This window comes from Streptomyces sp. NPDC006294, assembly GCF_042870895.1.
Classification (GTDB): domain Bacteria; phylum Actinomycetota; class Actinomycetes; order Streptomycetales; family Streptomycetaceae; genus Streptomyces.
The window spans coordinates 195,756-221,557 of the sequence record NZ_JBIAHV010000006.1 but is presented as its reverse complement, the minus strand read 5'-3'; the positions used below and the strand labels follow the sequence as shown (position 1 = coordinate 221,557).

The 25,802-nt window shown below is 72.8% G+C and carries 29 protein-coding genes and 1 pseudogene; 13 read left to right on the top strand and 17 right to left on the bottom strand.

Annotated elements, in window-relative coordinates; all coding sequences use genetic code 11:
• Positions 1-31: 31 nt before the first annotated feature.
• On the bottom strand, positions 32-520 hold the full coding sequence (locus tag ACFYOP_RS12720) for an ATP-binding protein (protein ID WP_356896165.1): 489 nt from the start codon (positions 518-520) through the stop codon (positions 32-34).
• Positions 521-668: 148 nt separating this feature from the next.
• Here ACFYOP_RS12720 and ACFYOP_RS12715 point away from each other — a divergent pair, with 148 nt between their 5' ends.
• Complete coding sequence (locus tag ACFYOP_RS12715; protein ID WP_388451427.1) at positions 669-1,649, top strand: SigB/SigF/SigG family RNA polymerase sigma factor; 981 nt, start codon at positions 669-671, stop codon at positions 1,647-1,649.
• Here ACFYOP_RS12715 and ACFYOP_RS12710 read toward each other — a convergent pair.
• The gene (locus ACFYOP_RS12710; RefSeq protein ID WP_356896163.1) at positions 1,612-2,055 is read right to left on the bottom strand and encodes an ATP-binding protein; all 444 of its coding nucleotides are present in this window, start codon (positions 2,053-2,055) and stop codon (positions 1,612-1,614) included. The genes ACFYOP_RS12715 and ACFYOP_RS12710 overlap by 38 nt on opposite strands.
• A gap of 14 nt (positions 2,056-2,069) precedes the next feature.
• On the bottom strand, positions 2,070-2,468 hold the full coding sequence (locus tag ACFYOP_RS12705; RefSeq protein ID WP_356896161.1) for an STAS domain-containing protein: 399 nt from the start codon (positions 2,466-2,468) through the stop codon (positions 2,070-2,072).
• Between the two features lie 367 nt (positions 2,469-2,835).
• On the opposite strand from ACFYOP_RS12705, the gene ACFYOP_RS12700 reads away from it, so the two are divergent.
• From ACFYOP_RS12700 to ACFYOP_RS12685, 4 genes are all read left to right on the top strand, one after another.
• Positions 2,836-3,576, top strand: a complete 741-nt coding sequence (locus ACFYOP_RS12700) for a nucleotidyltransferase family protein (protein ID WP_356896159.1) — start codon at positions 2,836-2,838, stop codon at positions 3,574-3,576.
• Positions 3,563-3,817, top strand: coding sequence for a BON domain-containing protein (locus ACFYOP_RS12695; RefSeq protein ID WP_356896157.1), 255 nt, complete (start codon positions 3,563-3,565; stop codon positions 3,815-3,817). Before ACFYOP_RS12700 ends, ACFYOP_RS12695 begins: the two co-directional genes overlap by 14 nt.
• Positions 3,814-4,566, top strand: a complete 753-nt coding sequence (locus ACFYOP_RS12690) for a metallophosphoesterase (protein WP_356896155.1) — start codon at positions 3,814-3,816, stop codon at positions 4,564-4,566. The genes ACFYOP_RS12695 and ACFYOP_RS12690 overlap by 4 nt, the downstream gene beginning before the upstream one ends.
• 162 nt (positions 4,567-4,728) lie before the next feature.
• Positions 4,729-5,550: an RNA polymerase sigma factor SigF gene (locus tag ACFYOP_RS12685; protein WP_356896153.1), complete on the top strand. Its 822-nt coding sequence runs from the start codon at positions 4,729-4,731 to the stop codon at positions 5,548-5,550.
• Here the strand turns inward: ACFYOP_RS12685 and ACFYOP_RS12680 are convergent.
• Positions 5,531-6,745: a PAS domain-containing protein gene (locus ACFYOP_RS12680; RefSeq protein ID WP_356896151.1), complete on the bottom strand. Its 1,215-nt coding sequence runs from the start codon at positions 6,743-6,745 to the stop codon at positions 5,531-5,533. The two genes, ACFYOP_RS12685 and ACFYOP_RS12680, sit on opposite strands and share 20 nt — an antisense overlap.
• Positions 6,746-6,843: 98 nt before the next feature.
• Here ACFYOP_RS12680 and ACFYOP_RS12675 point away from each other — a divergent pair, with 98 nt between their 5' ends.
• Together ACFYOP_RS12675 and ACFYOP_RS12670 are read left to right on the top strand one after the other, a co-directional pair.
• Complete coding sequence (locus ACFYOP_RS12675) at positions 6,844-7,536, top strand: GAF and ANTAR domain-containing protein (protein WP_356896149.1); 693 nt, start codon at positions 6,844-6,846, stop codon at positions 7,534-7,536.
• A gap of 54 nt (positions 7,537-7,590) precedes the next feature.
• On the top strand, positions 7,591-8,841 hold the full coding sequence (locus tag ACFYOP_RS12670) for a cytochrome P450 (RefSeq protein ID WP_356896147.1): 1,251 nt from the start codon (positions 7,591-7,593) through the stop codon (positions 8,839-8,841).
• 441 nt (positions 8,842-9,282) lie between these two features.
• On the opposite strand, the gene ACFYOP_RS12665 is transcribed toward ACFYOP_RS12670, so the two are convergent.
• The 5 genes from ACFYOP_RS12665 to ACFYOP_RS12645 all read right to left on the bottom strand — a co-directional run bounded on the left by ACFYOP_RS12665 (position 9,283) and on the right by ACFYOP_RS12645 (position 12,898).
• Positions 9,283-10,485 (bottom strand): aromatic acid exporter family protein, encoded by a 1,203-nt coding sequence (locus ACFYOP_RS12665; protein WP_356896145.1) that lies wholly within the window; start codon positions 10,483-10,485, stop codon positions 9,283-9,285.
• Between the two features lie 90 nt (positions 10,486-10,575).
• Positions 10,576-10,824 (bottom strand): DUF5133 domain-containing protein, encoded by a 249-nt coding sequence (locus tag ACFYOP_RS12660; protein ID WP_356896143.1) that lies wholly within the window; start codon positions 10,822-10,824, stop codon positions 10,576-10,578.
• 174 nt (positions 10,825-10,998) lie between these two features.
• The gene (locus ACFYOP_RS12655) at positions 10,999-12,012 is read right to left on the bottom strand and encodes an iron-containing redox enzyme family protein (protein WP_356896141.1); all 1,014 of its coding nucleotides are present in this window, start codon (positions 12,010-12,012) and stop codon (positions 10,999-11,001) included.
• Between the two features lie 3 nt (positions 12,013-12,015).
• Positions 12,016-12,162: a CDGSH iron-sulfur domain-containing protein gene (locus ACFYOP_RS12650; protein ID WP_388451422.1), complete on the bottom strand. Its 147-nt coding sequence runs from the start codon at positions 12,160-12,162 to the stop codon at positions 12,016-12,018.
• Positions 12,163-12,214: 52 nt separating this feature from the next.
• On the bottom strand, positions 12,215-12,898 hold the full coding sequence (locus tag ACFYOP_RS12645) for a HemK2/MTQ2 family protein methyltransferase (protein WP_356896137.1): 684 nt from the start codon (positions 12,896-12,898) through the stop codon (positions 12,215-12,217).
• 160 nt (positions 12,899-13,058) lie between these two features.
• Here ACFYOP_RS12645 and ACFYOP_RS12640 point away from each other — a divergent pair, with 160 nt between their 5' ends.
• Positions 13,059-14,096, top strand: a complete 1,038-nt coding sequence (locus ACFYOP_RS12640; protein WP_356896135.1) for an SDR family oxidoreductase — start codon at positions 13,059-13,061, stop codon at positions 14,094-14,096.
• 43 nt (positions 14,097-14,139) lie between these two features.
• On the opposite strand, the gene ACFYOP_RS12635 is transcribed toward ACFYOP_RS12640, so the two are convergent.
• Positions 14,140-14,802, bottom strand: a complete 663-nt coding sequence (locus ACFYOP_RS12635; RefSeq protein ID WP_356896133.1) for an HAD family hydrolase — start codon at positions 14,800-14,802, stop codon at positions 14,140-14,142.
• A gap of 48 nt (positions 14,803-14,850) precedes the next feature.
• Complete coding sequence (locus tag ACFYOP_RS12630) at positions 14,851-15,669, bottom strand: VOC family protein (RefSeq protein ID WP_356896131.1); 819 nt, start codon at positions 15,667-15,669, stop codon at positions 14,851-14,853.
• 263 nt (positions 15,670-15,932) lie between these two features.
• On the opposite strand from ACFYOP_RS12630, the gene ACFYOP_RS12625 reads away from it, so the two are divergent.
• Positions 15,933-16,325 carry a VOC family protein gene (locus tag ACFYOP_RS12625; protein ID WP_356896129.1) on the top strand — a complete coding sequence of 131 codons (393 nt, stop codon included), beginning with the start codon at positions 15,933-15,935 and terminating at the stop codon, positions 16,323-16,325.
• A gap of 43 nt (positions 16,326-16,368) precedes the next feature.
• On the opposite strand, the gene ACFYOP_RS12620 is transcribed toward ACFYOP_RS12625, so the two are convergent.
• Complete coding sequence (locus ACFYOP_RS12620) at positions 16,369-17,073, bottom strand: type 1 glutamine amidotransferase domain-containing protein (protein ID WP_356896127.1); 705 nt, start codon at positions 17,071-17,073, stop codon at positions 16,369-16,371.
• Between the two features lie 141 nt (positions 17,074-17,214).
• Here ACFYOP_RS12620 and ACFYOP_RS12615 point away from each other — a divergent pair, with 141 nt between their 5' ends.
• Together ACFYOP_RS12615 and ACFYOP_RS12610 are read left to right on the top strand one after the other, a co-directional pair.
• Positions 17,215-18,120 carry a LysR family transcriptional regulator gene (locus tag ACFYOP_RS12615; protein ID WP_356896125.1) on the top strand — a complete coding sequence of 302 codons (906 nt, stop codon included), beginning with the start codon at positions 17,215-17,217 and terminating at the stop codon, positions 18,118-18,120.
• A gap of 168 nt (positions 18,121-18,288) precedes the next feature.
• A complete protein-coding gene (locus ACFYOP_RS12610) occupies positions 18,289-19,098 on the top strand; it encodes an SAM-dependent methyltransferase (RefSeq protein WP_356896265.1) in 810 nt (269 codons plus the stop codon).
• A gap of 108 nt (positions 19,099-19,206) precedes the next feature.
• Here ACFYOP_RS12610 and ACFYOP_RS12605 read toward each other — a convergent pair whose 3' ends face one another.
• The 4 genes from ACFYOP_RS12605 to ACFYOP_RS12590 form a co-directional block, all read right to left on the bottom strand.
• Entirely contained in the window at positions 19,207-20,109 is a 903-nt protein-coding gene (locus tag ACFYOP_RS12605; protein ID WP_356896123.1) for a helix-turn-helix transcriptional regulator, read from the bottom strand.
• Between the two features lie 90 nt (positions 20,110-20,199).
• Complete coding sequence (locus tag ACFYOP_RS12600; RefSeq protein ID WP_356896263.1) at positions 20,200-20,415, bottom strand: DUF397 domain-containing protein; 216 nt, start codon at positions 20,413-20,415, stop codon at positions 20,200-20,202.
• 396 nt (positions 20,416-20,811) lie between these two features.
• Positions 20,812-21,522, bottom strand: a complete 711-nt coding sequence (locus tag ACFYOP_RS12595; RefSeq protein WP_356896121.1) for a pyridoxamine 5'-phosphate oxidase family protein — start codon at positions 21,520-21,522, stop codon at positions 20,812-20,814.
• A 140-nt stretch (positions 21,523-21,662) separates the two neighbouring features.
• Positions 21,663-21,944: a metal-sensitive transcriptional regulator gene (locus ACFYOP_RS12590; protein ID WP_356896119.1), complete on the bottom strand. Its 282-nt coding sequence runs from the start codon at positions 21,942-21,944 to the stop codon at positions 21,663-21,665.
• 129 nt (positions 21,945-22,073) lie between these two features.
• On the opposite strand from ACFYOP_RS12590, the pseudogene ACFYOP_RS12585 reads away from it, so the two are divergent.
• Positions 22,074-22,638 (top strand): annotated as a pseudogene (locus ACFYOP_RS12585) (rhodanese-like domain-containing protein).
• A gap of 124 nt (positions 22,639-22,762) precedes the next feature.
• Positions 22,763-23,359: a CBS domain-containing protein gene (locus ACFYOP_RS12580; RefSeq protein ID WP_356896117.1), complete on the top strand. Its 597-nt coding sequence runs from the start codon at positions 22,763-22,765 to the stop codon at positions 23,357-23,359.
• A 25-nt stretch (positions 23,360-23,384) separates the two neighbouring features.
• On the opposite strand, the gene ACFYOP_RS12575 is transcribed toward ACFYOP_RS12580, so the two are convergent.
• Positions 23,385-25,802, bottom strand: a complete 2,418-nt coding sequence (locus tag ACFYOP_RS12575; RefSeq protein ID WP_356896115.1) for a glycosyl hydrolase family 65 protein — start codon at positions 25,800-25,802, stop codon at positions 23,385-23,387.

Here is a 25,802-nt window from a genome sequence, read left to right as displayed (position 1 = left end):
CGGCCTTCTCCACTGTGGCACGCGGGCTCCGTCACGACACCCCGGCGGCCCCGTCCGTCCGGCGGCTGCGGTGGCCCGCCCGGCGCGGGACCACGTCACGCGGGACCGAGACGGCGAACCAGACGGCCTTCCCGTCCCCGTGCCGTGCCCAGCCCCACTCGTCGGAGAGACGTTCCAGCAGGTAGAGGCCGTGCCCAGAGGCGCGGGCCGGCCGGTGCGGGCCGTGCGGGCGGGGGCGGGCGGTGCTGGTGTCGCTGACCTGGACCCAGATCCGGCCGGGGCCCCGGTCGATCCTCAGCTCGGACGGGACGCCACCGTGCGTACACGAATTGGTGACCACTTCGGAGACGAGCAGCAGCACGTCGTCGACCATGACGCGCCCCTCGGGCCCGGCGGGGACGAACCACTCGTCCAGCACCTGCCGGGTCAGGTCACGGCACCGGCCCACCACGCCCCGTCCGCCGTCCAGCGCGAAGCGGCGGGTGCGGGAGAGCCGCGACTGCTCCGGTGCCTGCCCCATACCGAACCGGTGCCCCGATGAACCGCTTCAAAGCGGCCCGATTGCTTCAAACCACTACAAAGGGGAATCATCGGTACGTAAAGGAGCTCGACCGACGGTCCCGCTGCAGCCGACAGCGCCGGCCTCCGCCCCCGTCGAAGGAGCCTCGATGATGTCCAGCTCGACGCACACCCAGCCATCCGTCCGTGCGGCGGCCCCGGGTACGGCAGAGACGCCGCGCCGCACAGACGTCCCGGACCCCACCGCGGTCCCGGCGGCCGCCTCCACCGGTCCTCCCCGCCCCGGCACGCCGGGGCACGCCGTGCCGGCCGGCCTCCCGGAGATCCCCGACCCGCGCTCCGTCAGTCCGATGGACGCCCGCGCACTGTCGACGGCGCTGTTCGAACGGCTGGCGGTCCTCGAGGAGGGCACACCGGAGTACTCCTACGTTCGCAACACACTGGTCGAGCTGAATCTGAGCCTCGTGAAGTTCGCGGCGCTCCGGTTCGCGGGCCGCGCGGAGCCGATGGAGGACATCATCCAGGTCGGCACGATCGGGCTGATCAAGGCGATCAACCGGTTCGAGATCGACCGCGAGGTGGAGTTCGCCTCGTTCGCGCTGCCGACCGTGGTCGGCGAGATCAAGCGCTTCTTCCGGGACTCGAGCTGGTCCGTCCGGGTGCCGCGCCGGCTCCAGGAACTGCGGATCGACCTCGCCAAGGCGCTCGACCTGCTGGAACAGCAGCTGGGACGCAGGCCGACGACCGCGGAGCTGTCCGAGTACCTGCACGTCAGCGAGGAGGAGGTGCTCGAGGGCGAGTGCGCGGCCAACGGCTACACGGCCCAGTCCCTGGACGCCACGGTGAACGACGAGGACGCGACGAACTCCGTCACCCGCCGCCTCGGCAGGGAGGACCCGGCCTTCGACATCGTCGACTCCCTGGAGGCGCTCAAGCCGCTGATCGCGGGCCTGGACGAGCGTGACCGGCTGATCCTGTCGCTGCGCTTCCGCGAAGAGCTGACGCAGTCCGAGATCGGCGAGCGGCTGGGCATCTCGCAGATGCATGTGTCGCGCCTGCTCGCGCGCATCCTCCAGAGGCTGCGCGCCGGAATCATGGACGACGCCCCGGTCCTCCCGGCCCAGGACTGAGCCATACCTCGAGCCAGACCACCTTGCCGGTGCCACGGGCCTGGGAACCCCAGCGCTGAGCGAGCCGCTCCAGGATGATCAGGCCGTGGCCGCCCGGCTGCGCGAGGTCGCTCTGCGGCCTGGGCGCGGGCGGGCGGGGATCGGCGTCGGCCACCTCGATGCGCAGCCGGTCCCCGACGTGGCTGAGCGTCAGTTCCTCGGGCCCTCCCGCGTGCAGGCACGCGTTGGTGACCAGCTCGGAGACGAGCAGCAGGACGTCCTCGACGACGTCGTACTGCTCCTCCGGGCCGGTCGCACGCCACCCCCAGTCGGCCAGCGCCTGCTCGGTGAAGTCACGGCACCGGCTCACCACGCCCCGCGTGCCGAACAGCGCGAGACGGCGGGTCTGGGCATGGCCCGTGCTCATCAGGCCTCCCCGGCTCAGAGGGACCGCTCGTCGGCCAGCGCTTCCTCCACGCCGGCGTACACCTGGAACACCGCGTGCGCCCCAGTGATTTCGAACATGCGGGCGACGGGTGGTCTCAGCGCGGCCAAGTCGACGCGCCCGTCCGCCTCGCGGGCGTCCAGCCGCCCGTGCAGCAGGACGTTCAGCCCCGTGGAGTCACAGAACTCCAGCCCGCCGCAGTCGACGAGAATCCGCCTGGCGCCCAGCCGCACCTGCTGCGCGAGGGCTCTGCGCAGCGGTTCCGCGGTGTCGTGGTCCAGCTCCCCGCTGAGGGAGAGGACGGCCGTGCCGCCCCGCTGCCTGGTGACGACGCCGAACCGCTCACCGCCGGAGGCCGATTCCTCCCCCGACTGCCTGGTCGCTCCCGAGACCATGGGCCTCCGCCTCCTCGACGCTCGTTGCCGGCGTCCACGACCACCGGCAGGACGACTGCTGACCCGACGCATGACGACGCATGACGACTGACGCAATGACGACTGCCCGACTGCCGCACGGCGGCGACCGTGACAGCCCGGGGCCTGCGGGTACCCGCCACACACGGCTCCACACCGCCCCGCACCGTACGGCCCGCCGCGAGTCCCACCCGGCAGAGCGCGAACCCCCGAACACGGATCGATCGCCGTCAACGGGGTACGTGTCGTGTCCTCACGACATCCCCCACGGCACATGTGAAGGGCAGCGACATACGTGGGACAGCGACTTCACGAGAATCTCCGACGGAACGAGGACGGAGCACCGGCGATGAACCACACCCAGGACGCGGCCCGGCCGGAAACTCTGCCCCCGGCTACCGGGTCGTACGAAGGCCTCGGTGCGGCGGTGACCGAACCGGTGGCCGCGAGCGCCCCCGAAGAGCTGCCGCAGGACCACACCCAGGCCATCCTGCAGGCGACGAAACAGGTGGGCGCACTGCTCAAGGCGTCGGGCTACCCGTTCGCTCTGGTCGGCAGCGTGGCCGCCTACGCACACGGTGTCCCGACCCGGCTGCAGCACGACTCCGACTTCTGTCTGCGCAGGCAGGACGCGGAAGGCGTGGTGCAGACCCTCATCGAGGGGGGCATCCAGGTCGTCTCCCCGCCGGAGGACTGGCTGGTGAAGGCGAGGGCCGGCGGCGAGGAGATCGACCTGATCTTCGAACTGGCCCACCGCCCGGTCACCAAGGAGATGCTCGACCGGGCCGAGATCCTCCCCGTCGACTCCGTGCACATGCCGGTGCTCGCCCCGTCCGACCTGCTGGAGAGCCGGCTGACCGCACTGTCCGAGCACCACTGCGACTTCGGCGCGCTGCTCCCGGTCGCCAGAGCGCTGCGCGAACGCGTCGACTGGGACCGGCTGCGCCGCGACCACTCGGCCTCGCCGATGCCGGACGCGTTCCTCTATCTGCTGGAGCGGCTGGACGTCATCCCGACGCGGGAGGCGGGGCCGGCGCGCGGACCGCGGCAGCACAGGACGTCCGAGGAGGCGCCCGATGAAGCACCCTGAGGCATCCGAGTACCGGATCGAGCGGCTGCGCGACCGTCTCGCCGGCGACGAGATCTCCGAACTGGGGGTCCAGATCGACATGCGCGGTGGCTACGTGCACCTCTGGGGCACCGTCTCCACCGCCGCGTGCAGGACCGAGATCCTGCGCATCGCAGAGACCGAACTCGGCGGGCTGCCGGTGCGGGCCGACCTCACGGTCGCCTGCGCGACGGCCCCCGAACGGCCCGAGGAGTTCGAGTGATCCGTGTTGCCGCCGTGGGAGACATCCATCTGGGACCCGAGAGCCGGGGCCTGCTGCGCCCCGCGTGGGAGACGCTCGGCGACCGCGCCGACATGCTGCTGCTGGCCGGGGACCTGACCCGGCACGGCACCCTCGAGGAGGCGGAGGTGGTGGCCGCCGAGGTCGCGGACCTGCCCGTGCCGGTCGTCGCGGTGCTGGGCAACCACGACTACCAGAGCGACCTCCAGGACGAGGTGGCGGGCGTGCTGGAGCGGGCCGGCGTCACGGTCCTCGAAGGCGGGAGCACGGTGCTGGACGTCGACGGCGCCAAGGTCGGCATCGCCGGTACGAAGGGGTTCGGAGGCGGCTTCGCGGGCCGCAGCGCCGGGGAGTTCGGCGAGCCGGAGATGAAGGCGTTCGTCCGCTACAGCCGCCGCTGCGCGGCCGATCTGGCCCGTTCCCTGCTGGAACTCCAGGAGCAGAGGTGCGACGTGCGGATCGCTCTCACGCACTTCTCGCCGGTGCCCGACACCCTCGCCGGGGAACCGCCCGAGATCTACCCGTTCCTGGGAAGCTATCTGCTCGCGGAGGCGGTCGACGAGGCGGAGGCGCACCTCGCCGTGCACGGCCACGCCCATCTGGGGACCGAGCACGGGATGACCGCCGGGGGTGTGAAGGTGCGCAATGTCGCGCAGCCGGTCATCGGGCACGCGTTCGCGGTCTACCACCTGCCGGTGGAGGCCCGGATCGACGTCCCTGCCGTGGGGTGAGAGGTTTCGCCCCCACCCGCCCGGGCAGGTGCGGATTGTGCTTCGGACAGGAGGCACGCCCCGTGGGAGCGGATTGCTCCGGGCGCGTCAGGCCCCTGTCCGTCTCCCCCGGGTGAGTGATTCCGGCACAGCAACCCCCAGATCCCAGGGAGTCGCGACATCATGCCCACGTTCGCACACACCAAGCACTCTCATTCCGACGCTCCCGACACCGCCGAGGCCTTCCGCAGGCTGGCCGAACTCGACGACGGACCGGAGCGGCAGGAACTGCGCCAGGAGATCGTGTCGGCCTGGCTGCCGATGGCCCAGCGGATCGCCGGCCGGTTCCGCAACCGGGGCGAGTCGCTCGAGGACCTCCAGCAGGTCGCCGCGCTGGGCCTCGTGAAGGCCGTCGACCGGTACGACCCCTCCCGCGGCGCCTTCGAGAGTTTCGCGGTGCCCACCGTCGTCGGCGAGGTCAAGCGGCACTTCCGCGACCACATGTGGGCCCTGCATGTGCCCCGACGCGTGCAGGACCTGCGCAACCGCGTCCGGTTCGCCCGTCAGGACCTCGTCCAGACCATCTCGGGCCGCGCCCCGACGGTGGCGGAGATCGCCGAGCGTGCCGGAGTCTCCGAGGAGGACGCACTGGTCGGCCTGGAGGCGCTGGAGAGCTTCACCGCGCTCTCCCTCGACGCGGAGCTGCCGGGCGCCGACGACGGCTACTCGCTGAGCGACACCCTCGGCTCCGCCGACCCCGCCCTCGACGTGCTCGTCGACCGGGAGGCGGTCAAGCCCGGTCTGCGCAAGCTGCCGGAGCGGGAACAGAACATCCTCTACATGCGCTTCTTCCGCGACATGACCCAGAGCAGCATCGCCCACACGCTGGGGATCTCCCAGATGCACGTCTCCCGGCTGATCAGCCGGAGCTGCGATCAGCTGCGGAACGAGGTCATGCGCGACGGAACCGCGCCGTCCGAGCAGGTCATGCGGAACGCCGCATAGCGAGCGCCACATGCCGCGAGACGACGTCGAACGCCCGTGCCTGCGCCATCGAGAAGGCCGGCGTGCCGCCGCTGCGGAACAGCGACAGCACGCCGAGCACGGGCCCCACCCCGCCGCCCGCGTCGCCACCGGGCTCCCTGAGGGGCACGCACATCAGCGAGGTGACGTCGGCCTGGACGAGCACCGAGTCGCCGCCCCGGTCCCGTCCGAACGAGTCGAGGTCGTCCGGCCTGACCTGGAGTACGGGCGAACCCTCGGCGGCGCACTCGACGACGATCGGGCAGCCGGCCGGGTCCTGGTCGGAGATCCGCGCCGCGACGCCGGCCGCCTCGTCGCCGGCCGGCCCCAGCACGGCCGTCCGGCGCAGGGCGCCGCCGGTCGCGAGATCGGCGACGACCCAGTCGGCGCCATGGGCGGCGAGGACGGCCGCCGCCGCGGCGAGGGCGGCCTCCGGGTCACCGGCCGGCGCCCGCAGCAGGGCGGTGGTCATCGCGTCGAGCAGGTCCATCTGGGCGGCGTGGCCCGCCGCCTCCGCGAGGTCGGGGGCGGTGGCGCGGCGCAGCCGGGTGCCGGGGGCCTGCGGCCCGGGATTCGGGTCGCCCGCCCCTCCGGTGCCGGCCGGGGCGGCGGCCGCCGTGTCGGACCGAAGGACCGATTGAAGGACCATCAGCACGGCCGGCTGCGGCTCGTTCGGCGGGCGCAGGGCGGTGAGCGTGGCGCGCAGCGTCTCGTCGGGCCGGTGCTGCAGGTGCAGCCGCAGGCTGCGCGGGCCCTCGCCCCGGGCGACGGCCGCCGCCTGCGACCGCAGCGCGCCCCGGTCGCCGGGTCTGAGCAGGCCGGAGAGCGGCCGGCCGGCGGCGAAGCCTGCGCGTACTCCGGTGAGGTCCGTGGCGGCGAGGTTCATCCGCCTGACGACCGTGTCACCGCCCATGAGGGCCACGGGCAGCGGAAGCCGCTGGAAGAGCGCCCGCAGCAGCTGGAGCTCGGTACGGTCCGCCGCAGCCCGCGCCGGCCCCTGGCCGGCGAGCTGCTCGTACTTGGGCCACAGGGTCTCGGCGACATGCTGAAGCTCGAAGAGGGTGGCGTCCAGCAGCGTCTGCTGTTCCTCCGGGGGGAGTCCGCGCGCGGCCCGGAGCTCACCCACCCGGCGGATGAAGTCCTCAAGGCCGTCACCGAACTCATCGATCTCCGCCATGGGAGCAAGTTATCCGACGCGGAGCGTCCGCACGGCCCCGGCCAGGGGTTTGTCCGGGACCGAGACGGGCAGCCGCACCGGCGGGAAGGAGAATGCACATGCTGACCCCGCCGGACCCTGTCGTGGATCCCGCGGCCACCGCACGCGACCTCTCGGACTTCAGTGAAGCGGCGATGCGCTGCGTGGACACCTGCTGCGGCGCCGCCACCACGGTCGCCGACGGTGCGTCCGAACGCCGTGCCGCGGCCACGCACCCCGATCTGACCAGTCTGCTCTCGGTCGAGTTCGACTCGGGCCAGGGGCCCACGTCGAGCGCCCTGGACGCCGGCGAGCCCGTCGCCGCCGCCGACCTGCTCGACGAGGAGCGCTGGCCCGTCTACCGCGCCGCGGCCCTGGACTCGGGCATCCGGTCCAGTGTCACGATGCCGTTCCGCCGCAGCGAGGTGGAGCTGACGCTGAGTCTCTACAGCTTCCGGCCGGGAGCGTTCGAACACCTGGCGCTCCATCCGGTCGTCGTGCTGGGCGAGCAGTTCGCCCAGCAACTGGTGCGCGACCACCACTACCGGGCGGCGCTCGCCCAGGTGAACCAGCTCGAGACGGCACTCGACTCGCGTGCCGTGATCGACCAGGCCAGCGGCATCCTGATGCACGCCCTCGGCTGCGGACCCGCGGACGCGTTCGACGTCCTGCGCCGGTTCTCGCAGCGGAGCAACCGCAAGCTGAGCGTCGTGGCCGAGGAGGTCGTCCGCAGCAGAGGCCGCAGTCTGCGGGAGCACCGGCGCAGAGAGTGACCGTACCGGCGTAAATCGGTGCATTCCGTAGCCGCGACGGGGAAGCTGTCCGGCATGGAACTACGCGAGATCCTGCGCCCGGACGCCACCCTCCCCGCTCTCGCCCAGGGATACGCCTGGCTGCCCGACCTGCGGCGGCGCAGCGGCGAGGGTCCGGTCGTCCGCACCCGTCTGATGGGGCGTCCGGCCGTCGCCCTGCACGGCCCGGAGGCGGTGCGCTTCTTCTACGACGAGGAGCACATCCGACGCCGCTCCGCGCTGCCCGGGCCCGTCCTGGACACCCTCTTCGGCCGTGGTGCGGTCCACACGCTCGACGAGCAGCGGCACCGGGCGCGCAAGGCGCTCTTCGTCTCGCTCCTGAAGGACCCGGCGTCGGTGGACGACCTCGCCGAACGCGCCGGCGCCCGATGGGACGAGGCCGCCGCGCAGTGGGCGCACGAGCCGCGGATCGAGCTGTTCACGGAGGCGAGCGTGGTGATCACCCGCGCGGTCTGCGACTGGGCGGGCGTGCCGTACGAGGACGGCGGCCGGGCGACGGCCCGCGATCTGGTGGCGATGGTCGACGGGTTCGCCACGGCGGGCCCACGGCATCTGCGCGCCCGCAGGGCCCGCGCCCGCCAGGAGGAACGGCTGGGCTCGCTGATCGAGCACATCCGCTCGGACGGGCCGGTGCCGGCGGACTCGGCGCTGCACGCGGTGGCGGTGCACCGCGACGCGGACGGCAGCCTCCTCGACCCGCACACCGCGGCGGTCGAGGTGCTCAACGTCATCCGGCCGACCGCGGCCGTGGCCTGGTACGTGACGTTCGCCGCCCACGCGCTGCACCGGTGGCCGCACCACCGGGAACCGCTGCGCACCTCCGGCCCGCCGTACGCGGAGGCGTTCGCCCACGAGGTGCGCCGCTTCTATCCGTTCGTGCCGTTCCTCGGCGGGGTCGCCGCGAAGGATCTTTGGTGGCGGGACGAGCGGATCGACGAGGGCACGCTCGTCCTGCTGGACGTGTACGGCCACCATCACGATCCGGATCTGTGGCCCGACCCGTACGTCTTCGATCCCGCGCGCTTCGAGGGCGGCGGGCCGGTGGGGAGCGAGCTGCTGATCCCGCAGGGCGGCGGGGACGCGGCGACGGGGCACCGCTGTCCCGGGGAGGACATCACCGTCGCCCTGCTGAAGGTCCTCTCGCTGCGGCTGGCCCGGCTGGACTACGGGGTGCCGCCGCAGGACCTGTCGATCCCGCTGAGCCGTATCCCGACCCGCCCGGCGGACGGCTTCCTGCTCGCCCCGCAACCGCCGGGCGCCGGCTGACGCGGCGGGTCCGTATGCGCGCCTCCCCCGCGTGGGGCCTCCGCCGAGGGCCCGTGCCGGTGGGCGGCTCGGGCCGGGCTTCGCCGGGCCCGGTACCGCGTGCTCCGCGCGGTGGCCTCAAACTCCCCCTACGGCCTGGCGGCCGTGGGTGGGGGCACCTCCTGCGCCGCCAGGCGTAGGGGGAGCACCCCCGGGCCGGGCTGGAAATGCCGCTCGGCGGCAACCCAGCCCGGCGGGCATGCCTGGTGTCTCCCTGTGCGAAACAAGGGCGCCCACGAAGGCAACTCGAGCCCCGCCGGCGATTGAGGCGCGGGGCTCGGGGCAGCGCCCCGACTCGACCGGCAAGCTCCAGCCCCGCTGGGGGCACCGCCCACGGCCGCCAGGCCGTAGGGGGAGATCGAGGCGCAGCGCCCCGGGGGCAGCGACCCCGGTAAGCCCCCGTCAGGGGCGCGGCGCCAGCGTCGTGCGGCCCCACAGCCAGTCGCGGAGCGCCGACAACCGGGGGCGTTTCTCCCGGCGTTCCCGGGTGTGGCGGTCGAGTTCCTCCATGAGGCGCCGGGAGCGGTGGTCCATGTCGAGCTCGTCGAGGATGCGGTCGATCTCCGTGAGCAGCGCCCCGTGCAGCTGCCATTGGCGCGGCTGCTGCTGGATCCCCTGGAGCAGCAGCTCCGCGGCGTTGTCGCGGCTGCTGCGGGCGGCGGCGAGCTCGCCGGTGAGCCGTTCCTCCGCGGCGTCGGCGCTCTCGCTGGTCTGGGTGGTGACCAGGACGGCGAAGCTCACCAGCGTGTCGGCGACATGGGAGAGGAGTTCCTCGAGGGCGACGCCGATCTCGTGGCCGAACAGGTCCTCGTCGCGGCGTTCCTTGGCCAGGTCGGTGATGGTGCGGGCGAGCACCCGCAGCACGACGGCGCAGATCTCCAGCGTGTCGAGGCCGGTGCGCAGCACGATGCGGTGCAACAGGCCCTCTTTGACGCGCGGGTTGAAGCGGAGGCTGTCCTCGGCCTGCCGCAGGGCGGCGTCGACCCCGGCGATGTCGTTGTCGAGCCTGCGCGCCTCGTGGAGCCGGGCGGCCGCCCGCTCTACGGGGGTGTGGGTCGTCAGCTCCTCGCCGATGTGCAGCAGCAGCCGGCGCATGCGCCGCCCGAGATCCTCGATCGAGTCCCCGGCGGCCTCGACCCAGACCGGGGGCACCAGCAGGATGTTGAACAGGAGCCCCACGACGGCGCCGACGAGGGTCTCCAGCACCCGGTCCCAGGCGGCGTCGCCCACCTGTGTCACGCCGAGGACGAGCATGGCGCTGATCGCGACCTCGGGGACGAACTCGTCGACGCGCACGAATCTGCCGACGATCAGGGAGGCCAGGATGATCAGCCCGAGGCTCCACCACGACAGTCCGACCAGTGCGCTGAAGCCGATGGCGATGAGCACGCCGACGACGACGGAGTTCACCCGTCGCACGCCGGTGGTGAGCGTGGCGTAGAGGGTGACCTGGACGACGAGGAGCGCGGTCAGCGGCGCGGTGAGCGGGGGGACCTGACTGTCCACCACCTGCAGGGCGACCACATAGGAGATGGTCGCCGCCGCGGCCGACCGCAGCGTCTGCACGACGGCCGGCTCCTTGCGCCGGCTGACGATGCCGGCCACCGGTGTGCGTAGCCTCGAGCCAACCTCAGACACCTCGGTCCTTCCCCGCTCCCTCGCCCGGACGCCGTGCGCCGTCGTGTACGGCCCCCCTCAGCGCCCGCCGGATGCCGCGCCCTCACCCACGGTCTGGGCGCCCTGCCGGATGCGGCCCACATACGTCTCCGCCGCGAGCAGCGCCTCGCGGGCCGTGCGCTCGCACATGAGCACGCACAGGGTGTAGGCCGTGTCCTCGAACCGTCTCCGGGCGGAGTCGTCGTGGGGAGCGGCGAGGACGTAATGTTCCTGCGCCCGGTAGCGGGCAATCAGCCTGGTGATCACACTCGTGTCGGGCATCAGCATCGTGGTCTCCCGGTTTATGCGGCCCCCTGACACGGCGGAGCGAGGTCCGTCCGGTGCCTCATTGTGAACCGGTGCGGTCCAGTCCGCCACACAGCTGGCTACTGTAGGTAGTCGTCGGTACGGGGACGCATCACGGCGCGCCGCAATCCCCGTTCTCGGGGCGTGTCGCAGGGTTCACAGCGGGGCCCGCAGGCTGGTGGAACCGCTGCGCCAGGCGGTCAGGAGCCGCTCGGCGAGCCGGTCCTCCAGCAAGGCCGTGGCCGCGATCCCGAAGGCCATGTCGGGGGCGAGCGACGGCTCGTCGGCCAGCAGCCCGCCGATGACGTCCCGGCGCACGATCTGCTCGTGCACGGCGTCCGCCGTCACGTGTTCCGCGTAGAAGTGCTCGGCGGCCGGACCGGCCCCGGTGCGGCGCATCGCCTCCGCGAGCCGCCGCGAACCCGGCGACGACGTCACCTCCACGGTGGCGAAGTGCCCCACCAGGGCGCCGCGGTGGGCCCGGTGCAGTCCGAGGAGCGACATCAGGTTGACGGTCGCGAGCATCTCGGCCGGGGCGGCGCCGAGGTACCGGCCGTAGGCGGTGTCGAGCCCGAGGTCCGCCATCAGGTCCGCGAACAGCCGGGCGTGCACCCGCTCCGCGCGGCCGCCGCCGAACTCGTCGAACTCCACCGCCACGAAGGCCGCCTTGGCCCGCCCGCGCAGCCGCGGGATCACCCAGGCGTGCGGATCGGCCTCCTTGAGGTGGTACAGCGAGCGCTGGGCCGCGTACTCGCGCAGCTGCCACAGCTGTCCCTCCTCCATCAGGAAGTGCGACACCCCGGCGCCGTCGACGGGTTCCACGAGCAGTTCGTCCAGGGCCTCGTCGAGGTCGGGGTGGCCGGCGGTCCGTTCGCGGAGCGCCGCGAGGAAGCGGCCCTCCATCGCCGCGCGGAGGCCGAGCAGTCCGGGCTCCCACTCCCAGGCCGTGTCGACCCCGCGAAAGCCCCGGTAGTGGAGCTCGTAGCAGAGGTAGAGAGCCAGCTGCAGGTCGTCCCCGAAGGGATCGGCGGCCCGGGCGACGCGAAGGGGCGGCACTGGGCCGCCGGCGGGGCCGCGCAGGGCGGTGAGCACTCCTTGCGACAGCTCGCCCCGTGCGCCGGGCAGTTCGCCCTCCGGGCCGGTCCCCGGTTCGGGGGTACGGTCCGCCATCGGTCACCTCCTGCCGCGCCGGCGGTGGCTGGTGTCGCACCAGGGGTACGTCCGGCTCCGCCGGCAGGTGCACAGCGCCACCGTGAACCGGTCGGACCGTACGGTGCTCCCGTCCTCGAGCACGACCTCCACGGGGCCCTCCACGAGCATCGGTCCCTCCCGGGTCACGGTCACCCGGCAGGGCGCGGGGACGGTTTCTTCCTCAGGGTCGCTCGGCACGGATGATCACCAGTTCTTCCTTGTCCTCGCCGGGAGCGACCAGCCCCTGGCGCTCCAGCCAGCCGGCACGGGAACGCAGTACGGGTCCGAAGGGGACGACGTGGCGCTCCACTACGGCGGCGTCGAGTCCGGCGTCGTGCAGCCGGTCCAGGGTGGCCCCCACCCCGCTGAGCGCCGAGTGGACCATCAGCAGGGCGCCCGACGGATGCAGCAGGCCGGCCGCGCCGTCGCAGACCCGGTCCAGCACCGCCCTGCCGTCGTGCCCCGCGTCCCAGGCGACCGCCGCACCGCGACGCGGCACCCCGGGGCGCGGCGCGGGCACGTACGGCGGATTGCACACGATCAGGTCGAAGCGCCGGTCCGCCGCCGGGTCCAGCAGATCGCCGCGCAGTACCCGCACCTGCCGGCGGGCCAGCGCCGCGTTGAGCCTGGTGGCCGCGACAGCGCGCCAGGACCTGTCGACGGCGGTGACCCGGGCGCCGCGGCGGGCGGCCGCCAGCGCCAGGGCTCCGGTGCCGGTTCCGACGTCGAGCACCTCGGCGCCGGGCTTCAGCGGTTCGCGTCCGAGCGCGTCCGCCAGGAGAAACGTGTCGCTCTGCGGGGCGTAGACCCCCGGCGCGAGCACGAGCGCGTCCGCGCTCCGGTCGACTCCCGGCACACTGGTCATTCGCGGCTCCCTCGCCGACGTGCGGGCGGCCTGTGACGCCGCCCGGCGGGTTCTTGATCCCCCGGGTGCCCACTGCCGCCGATTTCATCCGTTTCGGTCCGGCCGGCCCGGGGACCCGGAAGACGGCCGGCCCGCTTCCCAGGAACCCACGGAGCCGCAGATGAGCGCGAACACAGGACTGCGAGTGGTGGTCACGGGAGCCACCGGAAACGTCGGCACCAGCGTGGTCGGGGCGCTCGCCGCGGACTCGCGGATCGCGTCGGTCCTCGGTCTGGCGCGCCGGGTCCCCGATCTGAACATCTCGCGCACGGAGTGGGCGTCCGTGGACCTGTCGCGCGAGGACGCCCGCGAGACGCTCGTACGGCAACTGGACGGTGCGGACGCCGTGATCCACCTCGCCTGGCAGTTCCAGCCGACGCACTCCCCCGTCACCACCTGGCAGACGAACGTACTGGGCTCGATGCGGCTCTTCGAGGCCGTCGCGACGGCGCGGGTGCCCGTGCTGGTGCACGCCTCGTCGGTCGGCGCCTACTCGCCGGGCCCCAAGACCGGTCCGGGCGTCGACGAGTCGTGGCCGACGAACGGCTGGCCGGACGCGGCCTACTGCCGGGAGAAGGCGTACGTGGAGCGGGTGCTCGACACGTATGAGCTGCGGCATCCCGAGATACGGGTGGCGCGGATCCGTCCCGGCTTCATGTTCAAGGAGACCTCGGCGAGCGAACAGCGCCGGATCTTCGCGGGCCGGTTCCTGCCCGGCCCGCTGCTCAACCCGGCACTGCTCCCGTTCGTCCCCGACCTGGAGGGGCTGCGCTTCCAGGTGCTGCACACCGACGACACCGCCCAGGCGTATCTGATGGCGGTCCTCCTCGACGCGCGCGGGGCGTTCAATCTGGCCGCCGAGCCGGTGATCGACGCGTCGGCGCTCGGGGAGCTGCTGGGGGCGAAGGTGATCCGGGTGCCGCTGCGGGCGGTGCACGCCGCGCTGTCGGCCGCCTGGAACCTGCGTGCCGTCCCGGCGTCGCCGCACCTGTTCGACGCCCTGCTCCGGTTGCCGGTGATGAGCACCGACCGGGCCAGGGAGGAACTGGAGTGGCAGCCGCGGCACAGCTCGACGGAGGCGATCGAGGAGTTCCTGCGCGGGGTCCGCAAGGGCGCGGGCGAGCGGACGGCCCCGCTGGCGGGCCACCGCGCGCACTGAGCCGTGCTGCCGTGACCGGGCCCCGTGGCTTCGGTCTGTCGGGCTATCCGGCGGCGAGGGGGCTGGTCTCGATCTGGGCGAGCAGAGCCGCCGGGTTGTCGAAGACCGCTGCCGCGCCCGCGGCCTCCAGGGCGGTACGCGGGATACCGCCGCAGAGCAGCCCGACGGCCGGCACCCCGGCCCGGGAGGCGGCCTGCATGTCCCACACGGTGTCGCCGACGAACACGGCGTCCGACGCCGCGACTCCGGCCAGCTCCAGCGCCTGCTCGACCGGGTCCGGCGCGGGCTTGCCCTCCTCCACGTCGTCGGCGCTCGCGGTCGCGGTGATGGCGTCGTCCGCGTCGATGGCCCGCCGGAGTGCCGCCAGCTCGGAGCCGCCCGCCGAGGTGACCAGCACGACCTGCCAGCCGTCGCCGGCGAGGGCGCGCAGCAGGTCCCCGGCCTGGTCGAAGGCCGGCAGCCGGTCGAAGTACGTCCCGTAGAGAGCCTTGTGGGCGGCCTTGAGGGTGCTGTCCTGGCCGGTGTCCCGGTCGTCGCCGAGCAGGTGCTCGACCAGGTCCTGGCCGGGCAGCCCGACGGAGCGGTGGATGTCGTGCATGGGCACCTCGTGGCCCGCCTGGCGGAAGGCCTCCCACCAGGCGACGACATGGAGGTGGTTGGTGTCGGCCAGTGTCCCGTCGACGTCGAACACAGCGGCGCGTGCCATGTCTGCAGATCCTTCCGGTCGCTTCCGACGGCTGGGCGGGTACGGCGTCTACTCGGGTACGGCGTTGTCCGTGGCGGTCACGGTGAAGATGGCGCCGTCCGGATCGCGCAGGGTGGCCTCCGCGCCGTGCGAGGTGGCCCGCTCGCCGAGGACGCTGCCGCCGTGGCGGCCGGCGGCCCGTACCGTCCCTTCGAGGTCCTTCACCGCGAAGTGGACGTGCCAGCGCGGATGGAGCAGCGGGCTGGTCGCGGTGCCGTCCGCGCCCGAGGTCAGCCGGGCGAGCACCCGTCCTTCGCGGTGCAGTACGACCGCGTCCTCCAGATAGCTGACGTCGCAGCAGCCCTCCCGGCCGGAGGCCCAGTCGAACACCTCGCCGTAGAAGATCGCCGACTCGAAGGCGTCCCTGGCCAGCAGCCGGATCCAGGCGGGCGCCTTGTCGCGCCAGGCCGGCCAGTCCCGCATCAGCTCGCCCTCCCACAGCCCGAAGACGGCGCCGTCCCGGTCGGCCGCGAGCACACCGCGGCCCAGCGACAGCGCGAGCGGCCCGACCGCCACGGTGCCGCTGCGTTCCCGGATGCGGGAGGCGGTCCGGTCGGCGTCCTCGACGGCGAAGTACGGGGTCCAGGCGACCGCCACCGTCAGCGCCGGGGCCAGCGCGCCGATCCCGGCGACCGGCATGCCGTCGACGACGGCGACCCTGAACTGGTCCCCCAGCCGCCCCCTGCGGAACTTCCAGCCGAGCACCGCTCCGTAGAAGTCCTGGGCCGCTTGCAGGTCGCGGGCCATGAGGCTGACCCAGCAAGGGGCGCCGAACACCGCGGCGGACGCGGTCGTGCGGGTCGCTGTAGGGGTCGATTTCTCGTTCATCACCATGTCCGGCCGTCGAGGGCGGTTCGTACGGGGGCCGGTTCCATGTTGCTCCTCGGGGAGCCGACCTGCGAACGCGACGGTCACTGTCCGTGTTCGAGTGGGGCCGATCGCGTACGCTCCGAGGTTGCCTTCCTGCGCGGCGGGTGCCCGCGCGGCGGCGTCCGTAACGCCCGGACGCCCGGCCCGTCCGCACGCCGTCAGGCCGGGAGACCGCGCAGAGCACTCCGTATGCCGGGCGTGGCAGCGGGTAGCCGCAGTGCATGACCGTAGAGAAGACCAGCGTCCTTGTCCTCGACGCCGCGGAGCCGATGGAACTGGCGGAGTTCTACGCGGGGCTGTTCGGCGCGGAGATACGCGTCGGCAGCGACCCCGACTTCATCGAGATCGTCGGTCACGGCGGCGTGCATCTCGCGATGCGCCGTGACCACGGCTACGCGCCGCCCAGCTGGCCACGACCCGAGGACTCCCAGCAGTCCCATCTGCGCATCCTCGTCCGCCGCGGCGACCTGGACGCGGCGGAGCGGGAGGCGGTCGGCCTGGGGGCCCGGCCGATGGACACCAACAACCGGCGCGGGCCCCACGAGGAACGCATCTATTCGGACCCGGCGGGCCACTCCTTCTCCCTGGCGGTGTCCCCGGCCGCCGCCGGGTAGCGGCGTTCGGACCGGTGGCCCGGCCCGTCGGGCCGCCTCCGGGTCAGCGGCCCGCCAGCGCCTCCACCACCCGCTGCGCGGTGTCCGCGCTCGACTGCGGGTTCTGGCCGGTGATCAGGTTGCCGTCGACGACGACCCGGCTCGACCACGCGTCACCCGGCCGGACCACCGCGCCGAGCTCGCGCAGCCGCGACTCGACCAGGTAGGGCGACTTGTCGCCGAGACCGCCCTGCTGCTCCTCCTCGTCGCTGAAGACCGTCAGCTCACGGCCCGCGAAGGTGAAGGAGCCGTCCTCCCCCACGGCGCTGAGCAGCGCCGCCGGGCCGTGGCAGAGCGCCGCGACGATCTTCCCGCTGCGGTCGGCGTCGTTGAGCAGCCGGCCGACGTCCGTGCTGACGGCGAGATCCGCCATCGGCGCGTGACCGCCCGGGATGTACACGGCGTCGTAGTCGGCCACCGACACGCCGGAGAGATCGGCGGGCCGGGCCAGCTCGGCGTCGATCGACTCCAGGTACGCGCGGAAACGCCGGGCGTCGGCCTCCTCGACGCCGCCGCGCTCGTCGAGGCTGATGGCGTCCACGGTCGGCCGGACGCCGCCGGGGGTCGCGATGTCCACTGCGTGGCCCGCGGCCCGGAGCACCTCGTGCGACGCGGCCAGTTCCTCCGCCCAGTAGCCGGTGGGGTGGCTGGTGCCGTCGGACAGCTTCAGGCTGTCGGCGCCGGATACGACCATGAGGATCTTCGACATGGAGAGTCCTTGCTTCCTTCACTCGGGGCTGTACTGCGACCGCTGCTGATCGCAGCGTCGAGGGGGACAACACCAGCTTTGCCCCCGCTCCGTCCGCGGGCATCATGAGCCTCATAAGTTTTCTTATGGAACGGGTGTCGCGTGCCAGGTCTGGATCTGCTGTCGACCTTCGTGGAGATCTACCGCTGCGGATCGCTGTCCGCGGCCGCCGAACGGCTCGGCCTCACCCAGCCGGCGGTCACCGGCCAGCTGGCCAGGCTGGAGGAGCAGCTGGGCGAGCAGTTGTTCGTCCGCTCCCGCAAGGGCGTCACCCCGACCGCCCACGCGGCCGACCTCGCCGCCCGCATCGGCACGCGCCTCGACGAGCTGCGCGCGGCACTGGAGCCGACGTCGGCGGGGGCGGCCCACGTCGGGACCGTACGGATCGCGGGGCCGGCCGAGCTGATCGCCCTGCGCGTGCTGCCCACGCTCGCGCCGCTGACCACCCGGGGGATGCGCATCCATGTCACGCTGGGCCTCGCCAGGGACCTGCTGGCCGCGCTCGCGGCCGGCGAGGTGGATCTGGTGGTGTCCTCCGTCAGACCGGCGCAGCAGGACATCGCGGCCACACCGCTCGTCGACGAGGAGTTCGTCCTGGTCGGTCCGCCGTCCCTGGCCCGCACCGTCGACAGCGCGCGGCTGGCCGGCGACCCGGTGGACGCCCTGTCGCATCTCCCGCTGGTCGGTTACGCGGACGACCTGCCGATCGTGCGCCGCTACTGGCTGAGCGAGTTCAACCGCCGGCCGCCGAACCGCGTCGCCGTGATCGTCCCGGACCTGCGCGCCGTTCTGGCCGCGGTCGTCGCGGGCGCGGGAGTGAGCGCGCTCCCCCGCTACCTCGCCGAGCCGGCCCTGTCCGCGGGCTCCGTGGAACTGCTCCACGAGCCCGTCGCGCCACCGCTCAACACGCTCTACCTGGCGACACGGACGGGCGCCCTCGTCCATCCGCCGCTGGCCCTCGTCCACGACCACCTGCGCAGCCGCGCCCACTCCTGGGGCGCGCTGTGAGAACCCGTAACGCCTGGTGAAAAAGGGACAGTTGGTACGGCCGCGCCGTGGCCGAAAGCCGACGTGCGGGGCCGCCCGCGCCGGACATCCACCTGTACCGCCGTCCCGGTGCTCCCTAGCATGTGGACCCCACACGACCGGATCTCCATCGACGCGGGTGAGGACTGGATGCAGAGCTCGTGGCGCCCCGACGCCATCGACACCAAAGTGCCCAGCGTGGCGCGCATGTACGACTACTTCCTGGGGGGCGACGACAACTACCAGTCGGACCGCGACGCGTGCGAGGAGCTGCTGAAGCAGGTTCCCAGCACCAAGACGCTCGCCGTCAACAACCGCAGGTTCCTGCGGCGTGTCGTACGGCTGCTGGCGAGCGAGTACGGCATCCGCCAGTTCATCGACCACGGATCCGGTCTGCCGACGCAGGACAACGTGCACCAGGTCGCGCAGGCGGTCGATCCCGAGTCGAGGGTCGTCTACGTCGACAACGACCCGATCGTCCTCGCGCACGGGCGGGCCCTCCTCGACGAGAACGAGCGCACCACCGTCATCCAGGCCGACATGCGGGACACCGACGTCATCTTCGACCACGAGGAGACCCGCCGGCTGATCGACTTCAGCAAGCCGGTCGCGGCCCTGTTCGTGTCGGTCATGCACTGCATTCCGGACGAGGACGACCCGGCCGCGCTGGTGCGGCGGGTCGCCGCCCGGCTGGCGCCGGGAAGCTTCCTGGTCGTCTGCCAGCTGGTGAGCGACCGGCCGGAGATCCGCAAGTTCGTCACCGACTTCATGGCGGAGGCCACCGGCAACCACTGGGGCCGGGTGCGTGAGGAGCACGAGGTCGCCGCGTTCCTGGACGGCCTGGAGATCCTGGAGCCCGGGCTCGTGGAGGTCTCCACCTGGCGTCCCGACAGCGAGCTGGCGCCGGTGCAGCAGACCGACGAGTGGATCGAGTGGGGTGGCGTCGCGCGCCTGCCGTAGAGGGCGGGGCGGGTGCCGGCGGCCCGGTGGGACGCCCCGAGGGGCGCCGCACCGGGCCGCAGCCGTCGCAGTGCGCGTCCGGCCGGCGTCCGGGTCGGCCGGGGTGGGTCAGAGGTTCTTGAGGCGTTCCTTGATCAGTTCCAGCGACTGCTTGGGCGTGAGGGCGCAGGCGCCGAGCCGGTCCAGCATGTCGCGGTACTGCTCGACGGCCTGGGGCTTCTGGCTGAAGGTGCTGTCCGTCAGATGCTCGATGTAGACCGCGTCCTTCAGGTCGCTCAGGGCGAAGCGCAGATAGGTGACGCTCGTGCCCACTCCCACGGCGGCCGTCACCTCCAGCGGTGCGACCTGCAGTGTCACCCGGGGCCGCTCCATCATCGAGACGAGATGCAGCAGTTGCTCACGCATCACCTCGGTCCCGCCGACGGAGCGCATCAGCACGGACTCGTCGATGACGGCCCACAGCCGTGGGGCGTCCGGTTGGTCGAGCTGCCGCTGGCGCTGCTGGCGGAGTTCGACACGGCGCTCCACCTCGTGCATGAGGAGGTGTCCGGGGCCCGACCGGACGACCGCGTCGGTGTACGCGGGGGTCTGGAGCAGCCCCGGTACGTAGAACGGCTCGTAGGTACGGACGGTCGCCGCCGCGCCCTCGAGGGCGACCAGCGGCTCGAAGAAGTCGGAGAGGACGTCGCTGAAGGAGCGCCACCAGTCCGACTGGCGGGACTGGGAGACCAGCCGCATGAACTCGGCGATCTGTTCCGGCGCCTGGACGCCGTAGAGGTCCAGCAGCACCATGGCGTCGGCCGGCTTGCAGCCGTGGCGGCCCAGCTCGATCCGGCTGGTCTTGGAACGGGAGAAGCCCAGCCGGGAGTCGACGTCCGCCGGGTCGAGCCCGGCCCTCACCCGCAGTTCGCGCAGTTTGCCGCCGAGGATGAGCTTCAGGGCGGTCGGGTTGTTCTCGACCGCTCCGAGCGGCCGGACGAACAACGACGGACTCGGTTCGGCTGCAGCCATCGGGCGCTCCTGCGGAGGAATAGGGACGACGACAGTATCCAGGACTCCCCCGTCGAAGCCATGGGCGAGCTGCCGGCCCAACGGCTGTTTTCAGCCGATTACCGAGTCGAATCCCCCTGTGCGGACTCCGGCCACGAGCCCCGCGAACTCGTCGCGGGTGCAGACGAGCGCCGGGCCCTGCGGACCGCGGGAGTCACGGATCGCGATCCGGCCGTCCGGAAGCTCCGCCATCTCCACGCAGTTGCCGGTGGCGTTGCTGTGGCTGCTCTTGATCCAGGTCACCGACTCCAGGGCGTCGGCCTGCATTCCGTTGACGAACTCCACTCCGCCCAACTCCTCTTTGTCCGCAGACTTGTTCACCGGGATTCCGCCACTGTAATCCCAGCTGCAATTGCATCATCGGTCGGGCTCGACAATACTCGCCCTGGCTCCGCTGTCGAACCGCACCGGCCGCAGGGGGACATGACCAGTGACGACGCACCTGCCGGCCTGCTCAAACACCGACGCCGGGCACCCGGGGCGGGGCGGCCGCGCCGATCTGGCGTGAAACCTCCGCCCGCCACGCGCGTTCCCGTTGCGCCATCGGGGTGCGCGCGGTACCCCCTCAAGGTGCGTCACGGGCAAGGGAGTTCGGCGCACACCCGGTGCGTGCGTGAGCGGGTGCCGCCGGCACTCGGAGGGACCTCGAACCGGCGAGTGAACTCAGTGCCGCAGGCCCTGCCCCGGTGCTCCGCGCACGAGAATGCGGCGCCCGGTCAGCCGCTCGGGAGTCAGCACGATCCACAGATCGCGCTCACCGCCCGCCCACGGCGCGCTGTACGCCTGGCTCTCCAGCTTCGAGACGCCTTCGTCGTCGGTGACCGCGCGGGCGGCGCCGACCGCCAGCACGCTCCAGCCCTGACTGAACGCGTCGTCGATGTGGTCCACCTCGAAGGCGGTCTCGGTGCCCGCCGCCTTGGCAGGGACGGCGGCCGGTGAGGTACGGAAGGCGATCCGTCCCTCGGAGACCAGGTAGTTGACCGGGAGGATGGCGGGGCCCTCCCCGGTGACGACGGCGACCCGGCCCACGCCGTGCGTACCGAGCAGGGCCCAGCACTGGTCCTGGCCGAGCTCCGCGAGTTCCGGGCGCTCGCCGGCCATGCCGATGCCGGGGGCCAGCTCCGCGCCGCCGCCGGTCAGGGCGGTGACGGTCGTCTCCAGGGCGTCCGCCAGCCTCAGCAGGAAGCCCATGCCGGGCGTGGCGGTCTTCTCCTCGAGGTACTCGATGTATCCGGGTGCGGAACCGGCGCGCAGGGCGACGTCCTCCCGGGAGAGCCCGAGCTGCTGCCGGCGGGTGGCCACCCGCCGGCCGATGTCCCCCTTGGGGTGCCCGGGACCGAGGGAGCCGTGTCCGGTCTGCGGTTCTTCGGGCATGGCGGGCACCTTTCCCGTGTCGGTCCGCCGGCTGCGGCGAGGCGCGGTCTCGCCGCGCACGTTCACGGTAGCCAGCGGGGTCCGGGACCGCACGGCGGCCGACCGGACCACGGTCCCGCGGGCGACGCTCCCGCCGGTTGCTACGCCAGGGAGAGGAAGAGCTTCTCGAGCCGGGCCCGCATCTCCTCACGGTCGCCGCTCGCGACCGTGTCCGGGTCGGTGAGGCAGTGCTGCAGGCCCGTGGCGATGATGGCGAAACCGGCCCGGTCCAGGGCGCGCGACGCCGCCGCCAACTGGGTCACCACGTCCTCGCAGTCCCGCCCCTCCTCGATCATCCTGACGACTCCCGCGATCTGCCCCTGCGCCCTGCGCAGCCGGTTGACCACGGTCGTCAGTTCCTCCGCCGCCATCGACAGTTCCACGGGACCACTCCTTATGCCGTCATACCCCGCCGGGTATCCTACGGAACGGGTGTCGCCCAGCACCGAGACCGGCGTACTACGGCCGGAAACAGCCCCGCCAGACCCCGACAGGAATTGGAGCGTCCCCGCGTGAGCACTCCCACCGCCCTCGCCCCCGCCCAGGCACACGCCCGGCTGCACGAGCTGACCGTCGTCGACGTGCGCACCCCGGGTGAGTACGCCTCCGGTCATCTGCCCGGCGCGCACAACGTCCCGCTGGACCACCTCGCCGCGGCGCTGCCCGCGCTGAGGGCCGCGGCCGGCAGGGGCGGCCTGCTCGTGGTCTGCGCGTCCGGGGCCCGCTCGGCCACGGCCTGCGCCACGCTCGCCGCGCACGGCATCACCGCCGCCACGCTGACCGGCGGCACGTCCGCCTGGGCCCGGCTGGGCCACGACGTGCACCGCCCGGCCGGCGGCCGCGCCGTGGGCGATGGAGCGGCAGGTCCGCTTCGCGGCCGGGTCGCTGGTCCTGGCCGGGCTCGCCCTCGGACGGCGCCGGTCCGCGGCCCGCCTGCTCTCCGCCGGCGTCGCCGGCGGTCTGGTGTTCTCCGCGCTCACGGACACCTGCGGCATGGCCAACGTCCTCGCGAAGCTTCCGCACAACCGGCCCCGGCCCGCGGACCTCGACGCCACCCTCGCCGCACTGTCCGGATGACCCGCGGACCCGGCGTCCTCGGGCCGCGGCCGGCCGCGGTGCGGCATCCCGTGCCGGGGCGCGCCAGACTTGTCGCAGCAGCAGACCACCGGCGGCGCCCCGCCGTGAAGGGACCCGATGCGCGATGAGACACCGCAGCGTGGCCGACCTCATGACCCCGCAGGCCGTCGCCGTCCAGCCCGGCACCACCTTCAAGGAGATCGCCCGGCTGCTGGACGAGTACGGCATCACGGCCGTACCCGTCGTCGACGACGCCCAGCGCCCGATCGGCGTCGTGTCCGAGGCCGACCTGCTGCGCAGGCACACCTCCGGTGACGAGGGCGAGACGGCCGGTGAGCTGATGACGAGCCCCGCCGTGGTGGCAAGGCCCGAGTGGAGCGCCGTCCGGGCGGCCAGGGTGATGGAGGAGCGGCGTGTCAAGCGGCTGCCCGTGGTCGACGGCGGCGGGGTCCTCATCGGCGTGGTCAGCCGCAGCGATCTGCTGCAGCTGTTCCTGCGGCGGGACCGGTCCATCCAGGAGGAGATCGTGGAGGACGTGCTCGCCGGCACGCTCGGCGTCTCCCCCGCCGCGGTCACGGTCGAGGTGACGGACGGCAGGGTGACGCTCAGCGGGATGCTGCCCCGGCGCAGCCTGGTGCCGGTCGTCGTGCGGCTCTGCGAGAGCGTGGACGGCACGGTGACGGTGGTGGACCGGCTGTCCTTCGAGCACGACGACACCTGAGGCGTCCGGGGAGTCCGGCGTCCCGTCAGGGCGGCGGCTGATGCCCGTGGTCGGGCAGCATCAGCAGCCGTGAACCGCCGGGCTCCACCGACACCGTCCGGTCCCCGAGGCGCACCTCGATGGGCGCCTCGTCGGACGCGGGCACGCCGATGTGCAGCTCCCCCGGCCGCATCCGCACCCGTACGCCCCAGTGGCCGTGGTAGCGGATCGAGAAGCCGTACTCGGCCAGCTGCGGGGAGTGCACCGGGTCGAACCAGAGCGCCCCGCCCCGGGTCTCCATCCCGGTCAGGCCCCGCTGGATCAGGTCGAGGGTGCCCGCCATCGCGCCGAGGTGCACGCCCTCCGCCGTGGTGCCGCCCTGGAGGTCGGCGATGTCGCCCTCCAGGGCTTCGCGGACGTACGTCCACGCGTCCTCACGCCGTACCCGCGCCAGCACCCAGCCGTGGACCAGGCCGCTCAGCGTCGAGCCGTGGCTGGTGCGCTTGAGGTAGTAGTCCACGGTCCGGTGCCACATCTCGTCGTCGAACGCGTAGCCCAGCCGCCGGAAGAGGCCGCCCAGTTCGGCCGGCGAGAAGAGGTAGCCGAGCATCAGCACATCGGCCTGTTTCGAGGCCTGGTAGCGGTTGACGGTGTCGTCCTCCGCCTCCAGTACGCGGTCGAGGCGGCGGATGTCCCCGTGCCGGGCGCTCAGGCCGTCCCAGTCGAGCTCCTCCAGGTCCTCGTAGCCGTGGAACTGGCTGATGACCCCGGCGTGGAAGGGCACGTACAGCCGGCGTGACACGTCCTCCCAGCGGGCGAGTTCGCCGCGGTCCAGGCCGGTGCGCTCGGCGAGCTCGCGGCGGCGCGGTTCCGGCAGTTCGCGCACCACCTCCAGGGCGCGGGCCAGCACCCAGGCCGCGGTCACGTTGGTGTACGCGTTGTCGTCGAGGCCGGGCGCCCCGGAGTCCGGATACGCCTCGTGGTACTCGTCGGGGCCGACCACGCCCCGGATGCGGTAGCGCCCGAACTCCTCGTCGAACGAGGCGAAGCCGGCCCAGAAGCGCGCGATCTGCGTCAGCATCTCCGCGCCCTTGGTCTGCAGGAACTCCGTGTCGCCGCTCGCCTCGCAGTACTGCCACACGTTGTAGGCGATCGCGGAGCCGACGTGGTGCTGGAGCCTCGAGTGGTCCGGCAGCCAGCGGCCTGACCGCGGGTTGAGGTGCAGCACCTGTGTCTCCTCGCGCCCGTCGCTGCCGCTCTGCCACGGATACATGGCGCCGCTGTGCCCGGCGTCGCGGGCCAGGCCGCGCGCCTGTTCCAGCCGGCGGTAGCGGTACATCAGCAGCGCGCGGGACACCTCGGGGAAGTGCAGGTTGAGGTACGGCAGGACGAAGAGCTCGTCCCAGAAGATGTGGCCCCGGTACGCCTCCCCGTGCAGCCCCCTGGCCGGGACGCCCACGTCGAGGTCGGCGGTGTGCGGCGAGAGCGTCTGCAGGACGTGGAACAGGTGCAGCCGCAGGATGCTCCCCGCCTCCCCCGGCACGTCCAGCTCGCCCCTGCGCCACAGTTGGCGCCATGCCGTCCGGTGGCTCTCCAGCAGGGCCTCGAAGCCGGGAGCCCGGCCGACCCGGTCGAGGGCCGCGTGCAGGGGGTCGCTGATGGCGGGGTCCCGCGAGGTGTGCAGGGCCACCGTCTTGTCGACGGTACGGGTGGTGCCGGCGGTCAGCGCGAGCCGCATGACCTGCACGGCGCGCAGGGGCTCGTGGGCGGTGTGGGCGCGTTCCTCCTCCGCGGGGTCGTCGGCGGCCGTCCGGGCGGCCATGCCGATCCGGATGTCGGAGGTCGTGGTGCGGCAGCGCAGCCACATCGTGTCGGACTCGCCGTCTCCGGCGTTGACGTGGATCAGATGGCTGCCGTTGAGGTCCCGGTAGCGGGCCACGCCGCTGTTGGTGACGGAGCCGTCGAGCGCGGCCTCCACGTCGAGGTCCCCCGACCAGCCCTCGGCCGTGAACTGGGTGCGGAGCACGGCGAGATGAGGGTCCGCCATGTGGACCAGGCGGACCTGCCGGACGTGGAGGACGCGGCCGTCCTCCGCGGCGTAGCGCAGGGTGCGCTCGAGGGTGCCGGCGCGCAGGTCGAGGCTCTGGCGGTGTTCGGCCAGGGCCGTGCTGTCCGGGGTGAACCAGGGCGCGTCGCCGACGCCGGTGTGCATCCGGAAGCGCAGCGGGAGCCAGTTGGGGAGGTTGACCATGTCCTCGTTCTCGACCTGGCGGCCCGAGACGGTCGACGTGAGGCGGTTGTAGCAGCCCGCGGCGTACGTGCCGGGGTAGTGCGTGGCGTCGGCGGAGCACTCGGGGGCGGCGCCGCGGGTGGCGAAGTAGCCGTTGCCGAGCGTGCAGAGCGCCTCGCGCAGCCGCTCACGGGCGGGGTCGTACCCCTCGTACGTCCAGATCCACTCGTGCAT